At 64.3% G+C, this 14,070-nt stretch carries 14 protein-coding genes; 7 read left to right on the top strand and 7 right to left on the bottom strand.

What is annotated here, in order from left to right:
- Nucleotides 1–21 precede the first annotated feature (21 nt).
- Together ASD45_RS18485 and ASD45_RS18480 are read right to left on the bottom strand one after the other, a co-directional pair.
- Nucleotides 22–342: a hypothetical protein gene (locus ASD45_RS18485; protein ID WP_056913145.1), complete on the bottom strand. Its 321-nt coding sequence runs from the start codon at nucleotides 340–342 to the stop codon at nucleotides 22–24.
- Between the two features lie 86 nt (nucleotides 343–428).
- A complete protein-coding gene (locus tag ASD45_RS18480) occupies nucleotides 429–1,262 on the bottom strand; it encodes a phosphatase PAP2 family protein (RefSeq protein ID WP_056913144.1) in 834 nt (277 codons plus the stop codon).
- An 82-nt stretch (nucleotides 1,263–1,344) separates the two neighbouring features.
- Between ASD45_RS18480 and ASD45_RS18475 the strand changes: the two genes are divergently transcribed.
- Nucleotides 1,345–1,956, top strand: coding sequence for a 2-hydroxychromene-2-carboxylate isomerase (locus ASD45_RS18475; protein ID WP_056913143.1), 612 nt, complete (start codon nucleotides 1,345–1,347; stop codon nucleotides 1,954–1,956).
- A 78-nt stretch (nucleotides 1,957–2,034) separates the two neighbouring features.
- On the opposite strand, the gene ASD45_RS18470 is transcribed toward ASD45_RS18475, so the two are convergent.
- From ASD45_RS18470 to ASD45_RS18460, 3 genes are all read right to left on the bottom strand, one after another.
- Nucleotides 2,035–2,493, bottom strand: a complete 459-nt coding sequence (locus ASD45_RS18470; protein WP_056913142.1) for a hypothetical protein — start codon at nucleotides 2,491–2,493, stop codon at nucleotides 2,035–2,037.
- A 102-nt stretch (nucleotides 2,494–2,595) separates the two neighbouring features.
- Nucleotides 2,596–3,831: a 23S rRNA (adenine(2503)-C(2))-methyltransferase RlmN gene (gene rlmN / locus ASD45_RS18465; protein ID WP_056913141.1), complete on the bottom strand. Its 1,236-nt coding sequence runs from the start codon at nucleotides 3,829–3,831 to the stop codon at nucleotides 2,596–2,598.
- Between the two features lie 130 nt (nucleotides 3,832–3,961).
- Entirely contained in the window at nucleotides 3,962–4,519 is a 558-nt protein-coding gene (locus tag ASD45_RS18460) for an invasion associated locus B family protein (protein ID WP_056913140.1), read from the bottom strand.
- Between the two features lie 216 nt (nucleotides 4,520–4,735).
- Between ASD45_RS18460 and ASD45_RS18455 the strand changes: the two genes are divergently transcribed.
- The gene (locus ASD45_RS18455) at nucleotides 4,736–5,710 is read left to right on the top strand and encodes an NADPH:quinone oxidoreductase family protein (RefSeq protein WP_056913139.1); all 975 of its coding nucleotides are present in this window, start codon (nucleotides 4,736–4,738) and stop codon (nucleotides 5,708–5,710) included.
- Here ASD45_RS18455 and ASD45_RS18450 read toward each other — a convergent pair.
- On the bottom strand, nucleotides 5,707–6,069 hold the full coding sequence (locus ASD45_RS18450) for a YkvA family protein (protein WP_056913138.1): 363 nt from the start codon (nucleotides 6,067–6,069) through the stop codon (nucleotides 5,707–5,709). The two genes, ASD45_RS18455 and ASD45_RS18450, sit on opposite strands and share 4 nt — an antisense overlap.
- A gap of 49 nt (nucleotides 6,070–6,118) precedes the next feature.
- Nucleotides 6,119–6,442, bottom strand: a complete 324-nt coding sequence (locus tag ASD45_RS18445) for a 4a-hydroxytetrahydrobiopterin dehydratase (protein ID WP_056913137.1) — start codon at nucleotides 6,440–6,442, stop codon at nucleotides 6,119–6,121.
- Nucleotides 6,443–6,555: 113 nt separating this feature from the next.
- On the opposite strand from ASD45_RS18445, the gene ASD45_RS18440 reads away from it, so the two are divergent.
- From ASD45_RS18440 to typA, 5 genes are all read left to right on the top strand, one after another.
- Complete coding sequence (locus ASD45_RS18440) at nucleotides 6,556–7,668, top strand: site-2 protease family protein (protein WP_056913136.1); 1,113 nt, start codon at nucleotides 6,556–6,558, stop codon at nucleotides 7,666–7,668.
- 93 nt (nucleotides 7,669–7,761) lie between these two features.
- Nucleotides 7,762–9,354, top strand: coding sequence for an alkaline phosphatase D family protein (locus tag ASD45_RS18435; protein WP_056913135.1), 1,593 nt, complete (start codon nucleotides 7,762–7,764; stop codon nucleotides 9,352–9,354).
- A 190-nt stretch (nucleotides 9,355–9,544) separates the two neighbouring features.
- Complete coding sequence (locus ASD45_RS18430; RefSeq protein ID WP_056913134.1) at nucleotides 9,545–11,518, top strand: hypothetical protein; 1,974 nt, start codon at nucleotides 9,545–9,547, stop codon at nucleotides 11,516–11,518.
- Nucleotides 11,515–11,850 (top strand): hypothetical protein, encoded by a 336-nt coding sequence (locus ASD45_RS18425; RefSeq protein ID WP_156380973.1) that lies wholly within the window; start codon nucleotides 11,515–11,517, stop codon nucleotides 11,848–11,850. Before ASD45_RS18430 ends, ASD45_RS18425 begins: the two co-directional genes overlap by 4 nt.
- Nucleotides 11,851–12,083: 233 nt before the next feature.
- On the top strand, nucleotides 12,084–13,910 hold the full coding sequence (gene typA, locus ASD45_RS18420; protein WP_056913132.1) for a translational GTPase TypA: 1,827 nt from the start codon (nucleotides 12,084–12,086) through the stop codon (nucleotides 13,908–13,910).
- Nucleotides 13,911–14,070: the final 160 nt, after the last annotated feature.

Raw genomic sequence — 14,070 nt, 5'->3', positions numbered from 1 at the left:
GGCTGGAGCGCACCGATGAGCCTACTTGCTGACGTCCTGATAGACGTCCATCTCGGCGGCGCCGGCCAGCAGCGTCTTCCAGCCCTGCAGGAAGGTGCGCACCATCGGATCGCTGGAGATCTTCTGGCGATTGACCTCGAGCGCCGCATTGGCCTCGTACTCGACCTCGATCACGAACTGCGCCGGATCGTCGACGTTCTGCAGGAAGCGGACCTGAGTGCCGCCCAGCGCGCGATAGAATGGCGCGGTGCTTTGCACCAACGCCAGCACTTGAGCCGGCTCGCCGAGCGCGCGGATTTTCATTTGCAGCACGCGGTGCATAGTCTCCTGATTGTCCGCCATCACTTGTCTCCTGCAACGCGAGCGCCAATTGTCGCAGATGACACCTTAATGCAACCGGGCTGCAACGCCAGAGCGGGACGCATAGCTTACCACCAGCCGGATCGGCGCTTGACCTTGGGGTCGCTGCCGCCATCGCTGTCGGGGCCGGCGATCTCGGTGGCGACACGCCAACCGAGCCAATGGGCGATGCGCCGCCCGCGCGCGGAGAAGCGCTCGAGCCGTCGCTCGGAGGCTTCCTCGCTCAACCGTGTCGCCGGCCAGCGGTAGATGAGGGCATAGACCAGCCAGATGACCAGGAAGGTGAAGACGCCGGCAAAGATCACGTCGCTGGCGGCATGGCCACCGGCCATGACGCGGACCACCGCCATGCCGGTGCCCAGCGTCAACGCTGCGCCGACGGCGACGGCACGCCATGGCGCCGGCACCAGCACCGCCGGCGCAATCGTCCAGAACGCGCCCGACACGTCGCCTGAGACGAAGGCGCAATTGTTCGGGCAATCGCCGCGCGGATCCCACCACGGCCGGAAGTGTTCATTGCCGCCGAATTGAACCACGTCGATTGGCCGCGGACGGTGCCAGTGATCCTTGAGCAGCACGTTGACCAGAAGGCCGGGCCCGAGTGCCATCGTCGCGGCCAGGAACAGAACCGCACGGCCCGATAGCAACGAGCGCCGCCGCGGGAAGACGATCTTGAACAGCAGGGCGAGCAGCGCCGGAATGATGATCAACGTGCCGACCCAGAGCCCGGCGTCGCGCGCCGTCATCAAGGGCGGATAGATGCGCCAGCCGAAATGATTGCCGCCGATCGTGTACTCGTAGAACGGACGCGAGATGATCAGATCGAGCTCGGGAAATAAGCCGAACACCAGACCGGCGACGATGCCGATGGCGAGCGCTATATAAAGTCCAGTGCGACCCATGAAATGACCAAGCTCCGGGGCTCGTCTAGCCGAGGGCATCAAAAATGGAAAGCCGCCCCCGGTGGTCCTATAATGGGCCATCATGACGCAGCAGCCCTCACTCGATTTCTGGTTCGAATTCGCCTCGACCTATTCCTATCCCGCCGCCGCGCGGATTGGCGCGCTGGCCACGCAGCGCGGCGTGGCGGTGCGCTGGCGGCCGTTCCTGCTGGGACCCGTGTTCAAGCAGAACGGCTGGACCACCTCGCCGTTCAACCTCTATCCTGCCAGAGGCCGCTATATGTGGCGCGACCTCGCCCGCATCTGCGGCGCGATGGGCCTGCCCTTCGCCGAACCGCCGCAGTTTCCGCAGAACAGCATTCTGGCGGCACGGGTCGCGCTGATCGCGTTCGACAATGGCTGGGGCGAGACTTTCACTCACGCCGTTTATCGCGCGCAATTCGGTGAGCGGAAGAATATTGGCGAGCCCGAGGTGATGGCAGCGATCATCGGCGCCATGGGCAAGGACGCCACCGACGTCACGGCGGGAGCGCAGTCCGACGCCAACAAGCTCCGGCTGCGCGACCAGACCGACGAAGCGATCAGGCTCGGCATATTCGGCGCACCGAGTTTCGTCACCGGCGACGGCGAATTGTTCTGGGGCAATGACCGGCTGGAAGACGCTCTGGACTGGGCTGCCGGAAAGAAAAAGTAGGCGTTGCCACAACCTCCGTTCGTTCCCGCGAAAGCGGGAATCCAGCTATTACTAAGGCTTGAGACTGAAATTCTGGTGTTACTGCGGCGACCGTTCGCGCCAGCGTCCCGCATTGCGCCCGGCGATCAGCCAATACATCAGGCCGAATACCGCACCCGCAGCCGCGGCAATTTGGAGATCGTGCGACACGATCGGCGGCGAGCGGTCGATCGATTCCTCATAGGACGGCGGCGCAAAGCCGGCGCCATAATAGCTGAGCAACAACATCGCCACGCCGCCGAGCATGTTGAGCGCCAGCGAGCGGATATTGAAGGCTTCGGCGAGAGCAATCAGGATGATCATCGGAAGAATGCCGAGCGCGCCGGTGCCGGTCGCCCCGACGAAAGCCGTACCCCAGAAGAACACGCGCTCGACCGGATCGCCGGACATGCTGTGCCACTGTGGTCCGAGAATGCCGACGGCGATGGCAACACCCGCAGCCATGCTGGCGAGGATCACGGCAAAGATGATGACGAAGATGCGGCCGACGAGGGACATGATGTTCTTACTTGTCCCTGACGCGGCGCAGAGCGAAGCACTGAGCCGGAGAACCGGGACCTTCAAGCAGCGTAGAGATTGGGCAGGCCTCGAAAATAAGGATCACTCATCCACCATTGCCATGGCACGTAGCGCCATGCGCTCGCGGGCGGACAGTTTCTCGGTCGCGCTCTTGAGCTGGCCGCAGGCTGCGAGAATATCGCGGCCGCGCGGCGTGCGCACCGGCGACGCATAGCCGGCATCGAAGACCACCTGCGAGAACTTCTCGATCTGTTCCCAGTCCGAGCATTCGTACTTCGTACCCGGCCACGGATTGAACGGAATGAGATTGATCTTGGCCGGGATGCCCTTGAGCAGCTTGATCAGCGCCTTGGCGTCCTCGATGGAATCGTTGACACCCTTGAGCATCACATATTCGAAGGTGATGCGCTTGGCGTTCGACGCCCCGGGATAGTTGCGGCACGCCTCCATCAATTCGGCGATCTTGTATTTGCGATTGAGCGGCACCAACACGTCACGCAGATCGTCGCGCACCGCATGCAGCGAGATCGCCAGCATGCAGCCGATCTCGGCGCCGGCGCGAACGATGTATGGCACTACGCCGGAGGTGGACAGTGTGATGCGGCGCTTGGAAATGCCGATACCATCGCCATCCGACATGATGAGCAGCGCGTCGCGCACCGCTTCGAAATTGTAGAGCGGCTCGCCCATGCCCATCATGACGATGTTGGTGATGCAACGGTCACCAGACGGGATGACGCCGTCTGTCGGGCGCGTGCCGCCCGGCCAGTCGCCAAGCCGGTCGCGCGCCACAAGCACCTGACCGACAATTTCGCCGGCGGTGAGATTGCGTACCAGACGCTGCGTGCCGGTGTGGCAGAACGCGCAAGTGAGGGTGCAGCCGACCTGGCTGGAGACGCACAACGTGCCGCGTTCGGTGTCGGGAATGTAAACGCACTCGACGTCGTGTGGCAGCTTGGAGTCCTTGTCGCCCGGCAGCCGCAGCAGCCATTTGCGCGTGCCATCGACCGAGACCTGCTCAGCGATGACTTCGGGACGATCGACTGTGTAGCGGGTGGCGAGCAGCGCGCGTAGCTCCTTCGAGATCGTCGTCATCGTCTCGAACGAGGTGGCGCCGCGGAAGTAGATCCAGTGCCAGAGTTGCTGCACCCGCATCTTGCGCTGGGCGGGGGCGATGCCGAGTTCGCCGAGCACGTCCGACAGCTCCGGCCGCGACAAACCGACGAGCGAAGGCTTGTCCGGCGCGACATAGACCTCGAGCGCCGTCTTTTCGACGAAGCCCGGGGTGGCGCTGTGCTGATCGGCGGCGAGGGTCATCGGGTTGAAACTATCACAAATGGCTCGGCAAAAGCTCAACCCTCCCCCGTTCCGGGAGAGGGTCGTGTCATAGGCGTTCTATAAGAGCGCCGTTCTCCGGCTATGCCCGTTTATGTAGGCAGTCGCGGGCCTATTTACACTCCGCGGCGACCTTGTCGAGCGCGTCGGCAATGCCCTTGAGCGAGTAGGTGTCGGTGGTCTTGGTGCCCCGGGCGGACTCGCTCTTGACCACCAGATCGGAACCCTTGCGCATGGCCTCGACCATCTGCGCTTCCTCGCCCGCGTTCTTCACCCAGGCGCCGTCGTTCTGGGTGTACAGGACATATGTCTTGCCATTGACGGCGGCGCTGGCGTCGAAATTCGGCTTCTGCGGATAGCCGACGATCACCGAGACCTCGTTTTTCACCTTTTCCGAGGGGCGGGTGGAGACGAATGCATAGGACTGGTCGCGGTTGCGGCCGGCCGGTTCGGTCGTCGCCTGCGTCGGCTTCGACAGCGCGAAGCAGACCTTCTTGCCGCCAGGGGTCGCGGTATAGGCGCCCCAGTCGCCGAATTGGCCGAGCAGCACGGCCTGGTCGGCAGGATTCTTGGACTGCGCCTCAGCCGGTTGGAGGGGAAATGCGATCAGCACCGCCGCACCGGCGGTGAGCAAGGCAATCGCGGGGCTTAGGCAATGTTTCATTCTCATCGGGACCTACCGGTTGAATGGAACGACGCGTGGCACGCCGCCTGTGTTTCAGGAAGACACCAGCCCACTAACGGACCAATATCGGCATAGTGAAGGCACAATTGGCCTTTCCCCGCCACCTTAGCGGCGAAAAGTTAATGGCACCATGCCGCCGCTCCTGGCTGCGGGGCCGCCCCATGTTAGAACGGCCGAAATCCACGCCCCGTCAGGACGTCCATGAAAGCCCTGCTCTGCACACATTACGGCCCGCCTGAAGATCTCGAAGTGGTCGAGATCGTCGATCCGGTTCCCGGGCCCGGCGAAGTCCTCGTCCGAATCAAGGCAGCGGCGCTGAATTTTTTCGACACGCTGATCATTCAGGGCAAGTACCAGACCAAACCGACCTTCCCGTTCTCACCCTCGGCGGAATTCGCCGGCGTGGTCGAATCGGTCGGAGCCAACGTCACCGACTTCAAAGCGGGCGACCGGGTGCTCGGCTTCACCGGCTACGGCGCGGCGCGCGAGAAGATCGCCGTGCCGACGAAGGCACTGACGCCGATCCCGGACGATCTCGACTTCGATCGCGCCGCCGGCCTCTGCGTCACCTACGGCACGACGCTCTACGCTTTGAAAGATCGCGCGCATCTCAAACCGGGCGAGATGCTTGCGGTCCTGGGGGCGTCTGGCGGCACCGGACTTGCAGCAATCGAGATCGGCAAGATCATGGGCGCGCGCGTCATCGCCTGCGCCTCGTCGCCGGAGAAGGTCGCGTTCTGCAAGGAGCGCGGCGCCGACGACGGTATCGACTACGCCGCGGAGGACCTGAAGGAGGCGCTGCGCAAGGTCACCGGCGGCAAGGGCGCGGACGTCATCTACGATCCGGTCGGCGGCGCCTATGCCGAAGCCGCGTTACGCGCGATCGCCTGGGAAGGCCGTTTTCTCGTGGTCGGCTTCGCCGCCGGCGAAATCCCCAAGGTGCCGTTCAATCTCTTTCTCCTGAAGAGCGCCAATGTGCTCGGCGTGTTCTGGGGCGCGTGGACCGAGCGCGATCCGGCCGGTCATCGCGACAACGTCGCCCAGCTTCTCCGCTGGGCGGCAGACGGCAAGTTGTCGTCGCATGTGCACGCCGTCTATCTGCTGGACGAAGCGGCGCAGGCGCTCAAGGCCATCGCCGAGCGCAAAGTGATGGGGAAGGTGATCCTGCGGCCTTAGGCGCGAGCCCGCAACTCATCCAGCTTCCCGCGCGCCGCTTCGCGGTGCTCGGGGCGCAGGTGGCTCGACACCAGCTTGAGCGCGGTGATCAGCACCGCGGCATCGTCGGTGAAACCGAACACGGGCAGAAAGTCCGGCACGGCATCGAACGGCAGCACGAAATAGGCGATGGCCGCAAGCAGCGTGCCTTTCACCTGCATCGGCGTGGCGCGGTCGAAGGCGCAGTAATAGGCCGCCAGCAGATCCTCGGCGAACGGGATCTGCGCGGCAGCCGCGCCGAGCTTGCGCCAGAATTGCCGGCGCAACGACGGATCGTCGTCCGAAGGTGAAGTTCCAATGGTGCTATCGGCGGAGCGCATATCAAATATTTGGTAAGGCGGCAGCGGAGTTCAAGACGCTGATACGTCTTTACAAACCCGCGATCCGCTCCATCGCTTCCGCCAGCTTGATGTCGAGCGCGGTGACGCCGCCGGCGTCGTGGGTCGAGAGAGTCACCTCGACCGTCTTGTAGACGTTGGACCACTCGGGATGGTGGTCCATCTTTTCCGCCACCAGCGCCACCCGCGTCATGAAGCCAAACGCCTGGTTGAAATCCTTGAACGCGAATGTCTTGGCGATGGCGTCGCGGCCCGGCGCATCGGCCCAGCCTTTGAGCCTGTCGAGCGCTGCCTTGCGCGCCTCGGTGGTCAGTTTTTGCGAGGAGCCTGCTTGAGCCAAATCTGTTTGAGCCATGTCACATCCCTCGGTTCCGCTCGTGGCAAGATGCCACAGCAACGTCCCGGCCTCGCAATAGGTTCGGAATAGGCCTATTTTCCATCCGTTGGGCCGGATTAAACGAGGTCTTCATGTCCTGGTCACTGAGCATCGGCAAGGTCGCCGGCACCGTCGTCCGCATCCACCTCACCTTCCTGCTGTTCCTGGCCTGGATCTTCGCCGCCAGCTACGCCAAGGGCGGCAACACGGAGGCCTGGAGCAGCCTGATCTTCATGGTTCTGCTGTTTGCCTGCGTGCTGCTGCACGAGTTCGGTCACATCTTCACGGCACGTTATTTCGGCGTCGCCACGCCCTACGTCACGCTGCTGCCGATCGGCGGCGTCGCCCAGCTCGAACGCATCCCGGAGCAGCCCGGCCAGGAATTCCTCATCGCCATTGCCGGCCCGCTGGTGAACGTCGTCATCGCGTTGCTGCTGATTACGATCGGCGGCGCGCAGATCACGCAGAGCGCCGCCGCATCGATCGACAACGGCCAGATCTCGATGATCGACCGGCTCGCCGCCGTGAACCTGTTCCTGGCATTGTTCAATCTCATTCCCGCCTTTCCGATGGATGGCGGCCGCGTGCTGCGCGCCGCGCTGGCGACAAGGCTCGGCTATGTCCGCGCCACCGAAGTGGCGGCGACAATCGGCCAGTTCGTTGCTTTCGCGCTCGGCTTCATCGGGCTGATGTACAACCCGATCCTGATCTTCATCGCCATCTTCGTTTATCTCGCCGCATCGTCGGAAGCGCACATGGTTTCGCTGCGCGCCGTCTCGCGCGGCGTGCCGGTGAGCCACGCGATGATGACGCAGTTCGCCACGCTCGCACCCGAAGCCCATGTCGATGAAGCGGTGCAGACCTTGCTCGCCACCAGCCAGGGCGAATTCCCGGTGGTCGATGCCGCCGGCAAACCGATCGGTCTGCTGGCGCGCGTCGACATCATCAAAGCGATCAAGACGCTCGGTCCCGACGCACGCGTCGCCGACGCCATGACCCCCGGCATCGCGACCATCAGCCACCGCAGTTCGCTCGACGATGCCTTCAAGCTGCTTCAGGAGAAGGAAGCCGTCGCGGTCGGCGTCACCGACGCGGCCGGGCGCCTTACCGGCCTGATCACCTCGGAAACCATCGCCGAGATGATGATGCTCGGCGACTCCATGCCGAAGGCGACGCCCGAGCCGTGGGGCCGGACGGTCCCGTAATTCACAGGCGTCACGCGGCCGTCATCGCGCCGTCGGCAGGGCGTCAGCGGAACTGCTCATTGTCCCGCCTCCAATTCGAAACTGGAGGCGGACATGAGCAACAGTATCATCACGACGCGCCGGCGTTTTCTCACCACCACCGCCGCGGCTGCGGCGTTCACCGGTCTCGGCGGCGTCGCGGCGCCCTTCGTCAGCCGCGCCAACGATCGCCCGCTCGTCAGTCACGGCGTGCAATCCGGCGACGTGACGACCGATAGCGGCATGGTCTGGGCGCGCGCCGACCGGCCGTCGCGCATGCTGGTCGAATGGTCGACCACCGACAGCTTCAAGAATGGACGGCAGGTCGCCTATGTCGACGCGCTGCCGGAGAGCGACTTCACGGCCAAGCTGCTGCTGGAAGACCTACCGGCGGCGCAGGACATCTTCTACCGCGTACGTTTCCAGGACCTTTCGTCGCCGGCCATCGTCGGCGAGCCAGTGACCGGCCGCTTCCGCACCGCCCCGTCGGATCGGCGCTCGATCAGCTTCGTGTGGTCGGGCGACACCGCCGGCCAGGGCTGGGGCATCGACGAGGCCCGCGGCGGCATGCGCACCTACGAAACCATGCGCAAGAACCGCCCCGACTTCTTCATCCACAACGGCGACAACATCTACGCCGACGGCCCGATCCCGTCGGAAGTGAAGCTCAAGGACGGCACGACGTGGAAGAACATCGTCACCGAGGACAAGTCGAAGCCGGCGGAGACGCTCGCCGAATTCCGCGGCGCCTACAAATACAATCTGCTCGACAAGAATTTCCGCGCGCTCTACGCCGAAGTGCCGGTGTTCACGCAGTGGGACGACCACGAAGTGTTCAACAACTGGTGGCCGGGTGAGCCGATGACGCGCGCCGAGCTGGTCGCCAAGAAATACGTCGAGAAGAACGACCTCATCATCGCCGCGCGCGCGGCCCGCGCCTTCCACGAATACATGCCCATGCGCGAGACGATCGCCGAGGCCGGGCGGGTCTACCGCAAGATCGCCTACGGGCCGATGCTCGACGTGTTCATGCTCGACATGCGCAGCTATCGCGGGCCGAACGCCGAAAGCATGGAGGACAAATATGGTCCCGCCGCCTACTTCCTCGGACCAACCCAGATGGCCTGGCTCAAGCGCGAACTGCTGAACTCCAAGGCGACGTGGAAAGTGATCGCCGCCGACATGCCGATCAGCCTCAAGGTTGTCTATGACGGCGTGAAGAACTGGGGCGTCGAGGCGGCAGCGCAGGGCGACAATGGCGCGCCGAAGGGCCGCGAGCTCGAGGTCGCGGACCTCCTCTCGTTCATCAAACATGCCGGCGTGAAGAACACGGTCTGGCTGACCGCCGACGTGCACTACACCGCCGCCCACTACTACGACCCGAACAAGGCGGCGTTCCAGGACTTCGAACCGTTCTGGGAGTTCGTCTCCGGCCCGCTGCACGCCGGCACCTTCGGCCCCAACGACCTCGACAAGACCTTCGGTCCCGAGCTCGTCTACATCAAGGCGCCGAGCAAGGAGCAGGGACAGAACCTGCCGCCCAGCGATGGCTACCAGTTCTTCGGTCATGTCGGCATCGATGGGGCGACCCAGCAGATGACCGTTACGCTGAAGGATCTCGACGACAAGGCGCTGTGGACGAAAACGCTGGACCCGGCGTTCGGCTAACCGCACTCACTCCAGCCCGCTTTCCGTCGACACGTCTGCGCGACGGCGGGCGGGCCCTGTAAGGCTGATCCGGTATCGATTGCACCGCTCCGGGCGGTCGAACCGAGACGCCGATACCGGCGGTTGATCTGTCTCAACACGCGGATTTCGACGCAAAACTAGCGTCGCACCAACCATCAGGGGTGCGACCATGATCAACACGCAGTCCAGACAGTTTTCGCCAAACCGCAACATGTTCACCGTCAAGGCCGCGATCGCCGCCATGACGATGCTCGCGATGCCGGCTGCGCAAGCCGGCGACGTTCGCTTGTATGTGCTGGCGCCGCAGCCGCCAGCGTCACTGCAAACGGTCGAAACGCAAGGTTCGGACAAGCCGGCCTATGCGCACTCCTACGACATTTCCTACAACACGGTCGAACAGCAGATCCGCAACGAGATCAAGAAAGCCAATATCGATCTCGGCGGCGCGGTCGTCTGCGAAGGCGCCTGCCCCGACGTGCACTGGCACGTCAACGTCAGCAACGATCTCTCCTTCACGCTGAAGAACCAGCCGGTGGTGACCTCGTTCGGCAACGCGCAGGACAACGGCGTCGATGTTTATCTGAAGACGCAGTTCAAGCTGCACACCGTCGTCAGCGCGCGGCTGTGGGCCGACCCGGCCACCGGACACGTCGAAGGCACGGCCAATGTTCCGATCGACCTCGTCATCGGCATGGAGGCGACCTCCAAGCTCGCGCTCTGGCCGGAGGTCAAGTCGATCAGCAGCTATTGCGAATCGACCAAGCTGCAGGAGACGGCTTGCGTGAAGCTGACGCTTGACGACAAAAACATCGACCTCTCCGATCCCAAGGGCATCGCCGTCGGCGTCGGCACCGCGCTCGGCGGCCTGATCGGCGCATCGCCGCTCGCCGCCGGCATCGGCGACCCGCTGAGCGGCCTCATCGTCGGCAAACTCATCTCCGAAGAGGCCGTCAAGATCGCCGAGCGCAAGGTGCAGGACGAAGCCAACAAAGTGCTGAACAATGTCCTGCAGGTCGCCAACATCCGCGCCACCTGGCTCGCGAGCAATTATGTCGACGCCAAAGTGACGCAAGCCAACGCGGTGAAGAGCAAGCTGCTCGACACGAAACTGCCGGGTGTCAACAAGTCGCTGCAGGAGCTGTCGACCGCGTTCGGCCTGACGCTCGACGTCCAGACCCGAACCTCGAGCGGCGACGTCCATGTGATCGTCACGCCGCGCTTTGCCGCCAATCCCGCGGGCGGCACGCTGGCCGGCAAGCTGCGCATGCCGAAGGAAGCCTGCGTCTATGGCGAGTGGACCATGGGCACCATTCCGTTGGGCCTGCAAACGGTCCCGGGCAATGTGGACCTGCCCGGCAAGGTCGGCAAACCGTGCAGCGACATCATGTCGGCATCCGACATCAAACTCGCCGGCTATCTCGGCGCCGATCCGAAGATCCTCAAGGTCGGCGCCAATCCGCTGCCGAACTGGAAGCCAACCGGAAGCTTCAAGCTCATCGGCAACATGACCGAGGTGAAGCACGGCAACGTATTGCAGTCGCAGTTGCGGCAGCGCGGCTCAACGCGACGCACCGCGACCGGCTACTACGAGTGCAGCTTTGAAATCTCCGGACTGCCGGGTGCCGACATCATCGAACTCACCTTCAAGGGCAAGGCGGCGGAGCGGATGGCCGGTTTCCAGAAGGACCCGCATCGCTATGTCGAGGTCGCGGCCGCCGGCCTTTCCGCTGCGCTCGACGACGCCTGGAGCAAGGCCGGCCCGCCGGTCGTCATCGGCGGCGACGGTAAATGCGGGCCCGGCACCGTGAAGGCGCCACATTACGAGCCCGAGGGCTGGCTCGATCGCATCGGCGATCTGCTGGACATGGACAAATGCGCCGTCTGCGGCGTCAAACTCGACGAGGGCATGCTCAAGGCCGCGAATATGAACCCCGTGCTGGAAAATCCGGCGTTGAAGCCGCTGTTCGACGCGCTGGCTGCCGGACGGGCACTGCCGGCGGCAACGCGGACTCCGGCCACTCAGGCACCGGCGACGCAGACGCCGGGCGCGCAACAGGCCCCGGGCGGCGTGCAACACGCGCCGGCGCTGCGGCCGCAGTTGCAGCGGCCGGGTCTGCAGAAGGGAGTCGAGACGCCGAAGTGAAACAACGTTCGGGCGAGCGCAGCGTGGCAGCTTGCCACTTGCAGCACAGCGCGGCGGCCTTGCTGGCCGTCGCCTTGCTGCTGGCTGCGCCGTATGCAGAGCGGGCAATTCCCAGCCATATCACCCGGGTCGAAGACCCCGAGCCGCTGCCCGACGCGCCTCGCGGCCTTGTCACCCCGGTGACGCCGGGCACGCTGCAGGCCCCTGCGCTCCCGAGCGCGCAAAAGCCCTCCGTCGCTCCCGACGGGCGTCTGGTCCAGCCGGCGGCCCCCGCCAGCCAGCCTGAACACGGCACGCCGCCGAATAAAGAGCCTGGCGATGCCCTGAAATGACGGCGGTGGGCATCTGCGAGCGGCCCTTTACCTTTAAGGTTGTGCGTCGAAAGGCCCGCGAATAGGCGTCGGAGCGGTTGCTTCCGGCCATTTCCTCACTATATTGCGCCGCAATAGTGATGCGTCGCGGGCCCCCGAGAATAGCGGCCCGCGCTTTGGTTTTTGGAACAGCGCGCCCGCCCCCGAGACAGGAACCGGCTCCGGCTCTAGGCCCCGCGCAAAAGGCAAATCTTATGGATCTCCGGAATATCGCGATCATCGCGCACGTCGACCATGGCAAAACGACCCTGGTGGACAAGCTCCTGCAGCAGTCGGGCGTGTACCGGGCCAATGAGCGCCAGGTCGAGCGCGCCATGGACAGCAACGATCTCGAGCGCGAGCGCGGCATCACCATTCTGGCCAAGGCCGCTTCGGTCGAATGGAAAGGCACCCGCGTCAATATCGTCGACACGCCGGGCCACGCCGACTTCGGCGGCGAAGTCGAACGCATCCTCAACATGGTCGATGGCGCGCTGGTTCTCGTCGATGCCGCCGAAGGCCCGCTGCCGCAGACCAAGTTCGTCGTCTCCAAGGCGCTCAAGATGGGCCTCAAGCCCATCGTCGTCATCAACAAGGTGGACCGCCCCGACGCGCGCGCCAACGAAGTGCTCAACGAAGTGTTCGATCTGTTCGCCGCGCTCGATGCGACCGATGAGCAGCTCGACTTCCCGATCCTGTTCGGCTCCGCCAAGCAGGGCTGGATGGCGACCTCGCTCGACGGCTCGCATGACGACGGCATGACGCCGCTGTTCGATCTCGTGCTCAAGCACGTCAAGGCGCCGGCCGTCGATACCGGACCGTTCCGGATGCTCGGCACCATCATCGAAGCCAACCCCTATCTCGGCCGCATCATCACCGGCCGCATCACCTCAGGCAGCGTCAAGCCGAACCAGATGGTGAAGGTGCTCGATCGCGAAGGCAAATTGGTCGAGAGCGGCCGCATCACCAAGGTGCTGGCCTTCCGCGGTCTCGAGCGCGTGCCGATCGACGAAGCCGAGGCCGGCGACATCGTCGCGCTGGCCGGTCTCCCGAACGCCACCGTCGCGCACACAATCTGCGACCCTTCGGTTGAACAGGCGATCCCGGCGCAGCCGATCGACCCGCCGACCCTGTCGATGACGTTCCGCGTCAACGACAGTCCGCTCGCCGGCACCGAAGGCTCCAAGGTCACCGGCCGCATGATCCGCGACCGCCTGCTGCGCGAAGCCGAAGGCAACGTGGCATTGCGCGTGCGTGAATCGGACGACAAGGACGCCATGGAAGTGTCCGGCCGCGGCGAATTGCAGCTCGGCATTCTGATCGAAACGATGCGCCGCGAAGGCTTCGAATTGTCGGTGTCGCGCCCGAAGGTGCTGCTGCGCAAAAACGACGCCGGCGACATCGAAGAGCCGATCGAGGAAGTCGTCATCGACGTCGATGAAGAGCACTCCGGCGTCGTCGTTCAGAAGATGTCCGAGCGCAAGGCCGACCTCATCGAGATGCGCCCGTCGGGCGGCGGCCGCACCCGCATCGTGTTCTACGCGCCGACCCGCGGCCTGATCGGCTATCAGGGCGAACTGCTAACCGATACGCGCGGCACCGCGATCATGAACCGCCTGTTCCACGGCTATGCCGCGTACAAGGGCGCGATCCAGGGCCGCCGCAACGGCGTGCTGATCTCGAACGAAAAGGGCGAAGCCGTCGCCTACGCGCTGTGGAACCTCGAAGACCGCGGCCCGATGATGATCGAGCCGGGCTGGAAGGTTTACACCGGCATGATCGTCGGCGAGCACACGCGCGAGAACGATCTGGTCGTCAACGTGCTCAAGGGCAAGCAGCTCACCAACATCCGCACCACGCAGAAGGACGAAGCCGTCCGCCTGACGCCGCCGATTCGCATGACGCTGGAAAAGGCGCTGGCCTATATCCAGGACGACGAACTGGTGGAGGTGACGCCGTCTTCGATTCGCCTGCGCAAGAAGCTGCTCGACGAAAACGACCGCAAGCGGGAAGACCGCAAGAAGGAAGCCGAGGTCGTCTGACCGGCAAAACCGCGGGCGCCTTTCCGGCGCTCGCCGCCGCCTCTTCCCGGCGCCCGCCGCGACCGATTGCGGACTCCTGTACCGCAATGAGCCACCTGTGACCGGTAATCCACACCGTTAACCGGACGTTAATCATAGGGCTTGAAGGCCGCAGGGTTCA

The organism is Pseudolabrys sp. Root1462 (assembly GCF_001426945.1).
Classification (GTDB): domain Bacteria; phylum Pseudomonadota; class Alphaproteobacteria; order Rhizobiales; family Xanthobacteraceae; genus Pseudolabrys.
This window is presented reverse-complemented; position numbering and strand designations above follow the sequence as displayed.

Coding starts and splice junctions, on each gene's coding strand:
- ASD45_RS18480 (WP_056913144.1), bottom strand. CDS start 1,262: ATGGGTCGCACTGGACTTTATATAGCGCTCGCCATCGGCATCGTCGCC.
- typA (WP_056913132.1), top strand. CDS start 12,084: ATGGATCTCCGGAATATCGCGATCATCGCGCACGTCGACCATGGCAAA.
- ASD45_RS18475 (WP_056913143.1), top strand. CDS start 1,345: ATGACGCAGCAGCCCTCACTCGATTTCTGGTTCGAATTCGCCTCGACC.
- ASD45_RS18430 (WP_056913134.1), top strand. CDS start 9,545: ATGATCAACACGCAGTCCAGACAGTTTTCGCCAAACCGCAACATGTTC.
- ASD45_RS18435 (WP_056913135.1), top strand. CDS start 7,762: ATGAGCAACAGTATCATCACGACGCGCCGGCGTTTTCTCACCACCACC.
- ASD45_RS18455 (WP_056913139.1), top strand. CDS start 4,736: ATGAAAGCCCTGCTCTGCACACATTACGGCCCGCCTGAAGATCTCGAA.
- ASD45_RS18485 (WP_056913145.1), bottom strand. CDS start 342: ATGGCGGACAATCAGGAGACTATGCACCGCGTGCTGCAAATGAAAATC.
- ASD45_RS18460 (WP_056913140.1), bottom strand. CDS start 4,519: ATGAGAATGAAACATTGCCTAAGCCCCGCGATTGCCTTGCTCACCGCC.
- ASD45_RS18445 (WP_056913137.1), bottom strand. CDS start 6,442: ATGGCTCAAACAGATTTGGCTCAAGCAGGCTCCTCGCAAAAACTGACC.
- ASD45_RS18470 (WP_056913142.1), bottom strand. CDS start 2,493: ATGTCCCTCGTCGGCCGCATCTTCGTCATCATCTTTGCCGTGATCCTC.
- ASD45_RS18440 (WP_056913136.1), top strand. CDS start 6,556: ATGTCCTGGTCACTGAGCATCGGCAAGGTCGCCGGCACCGTCGTCCGC.
- ASD45_RS18450 (WP_056913138.1), bottom strand. CDS start 6,069: ATGCGCTCCGCCGATAGCACCATTGGAACTTCACCTTCGGACGACGAT.
- rlmN (WP_056913141.1), bottom strand. CDS start 3,831: ATGACCCTCGCCGCCGATCAGCACAGCGCCACCCCGGGCTTCGTCGAA.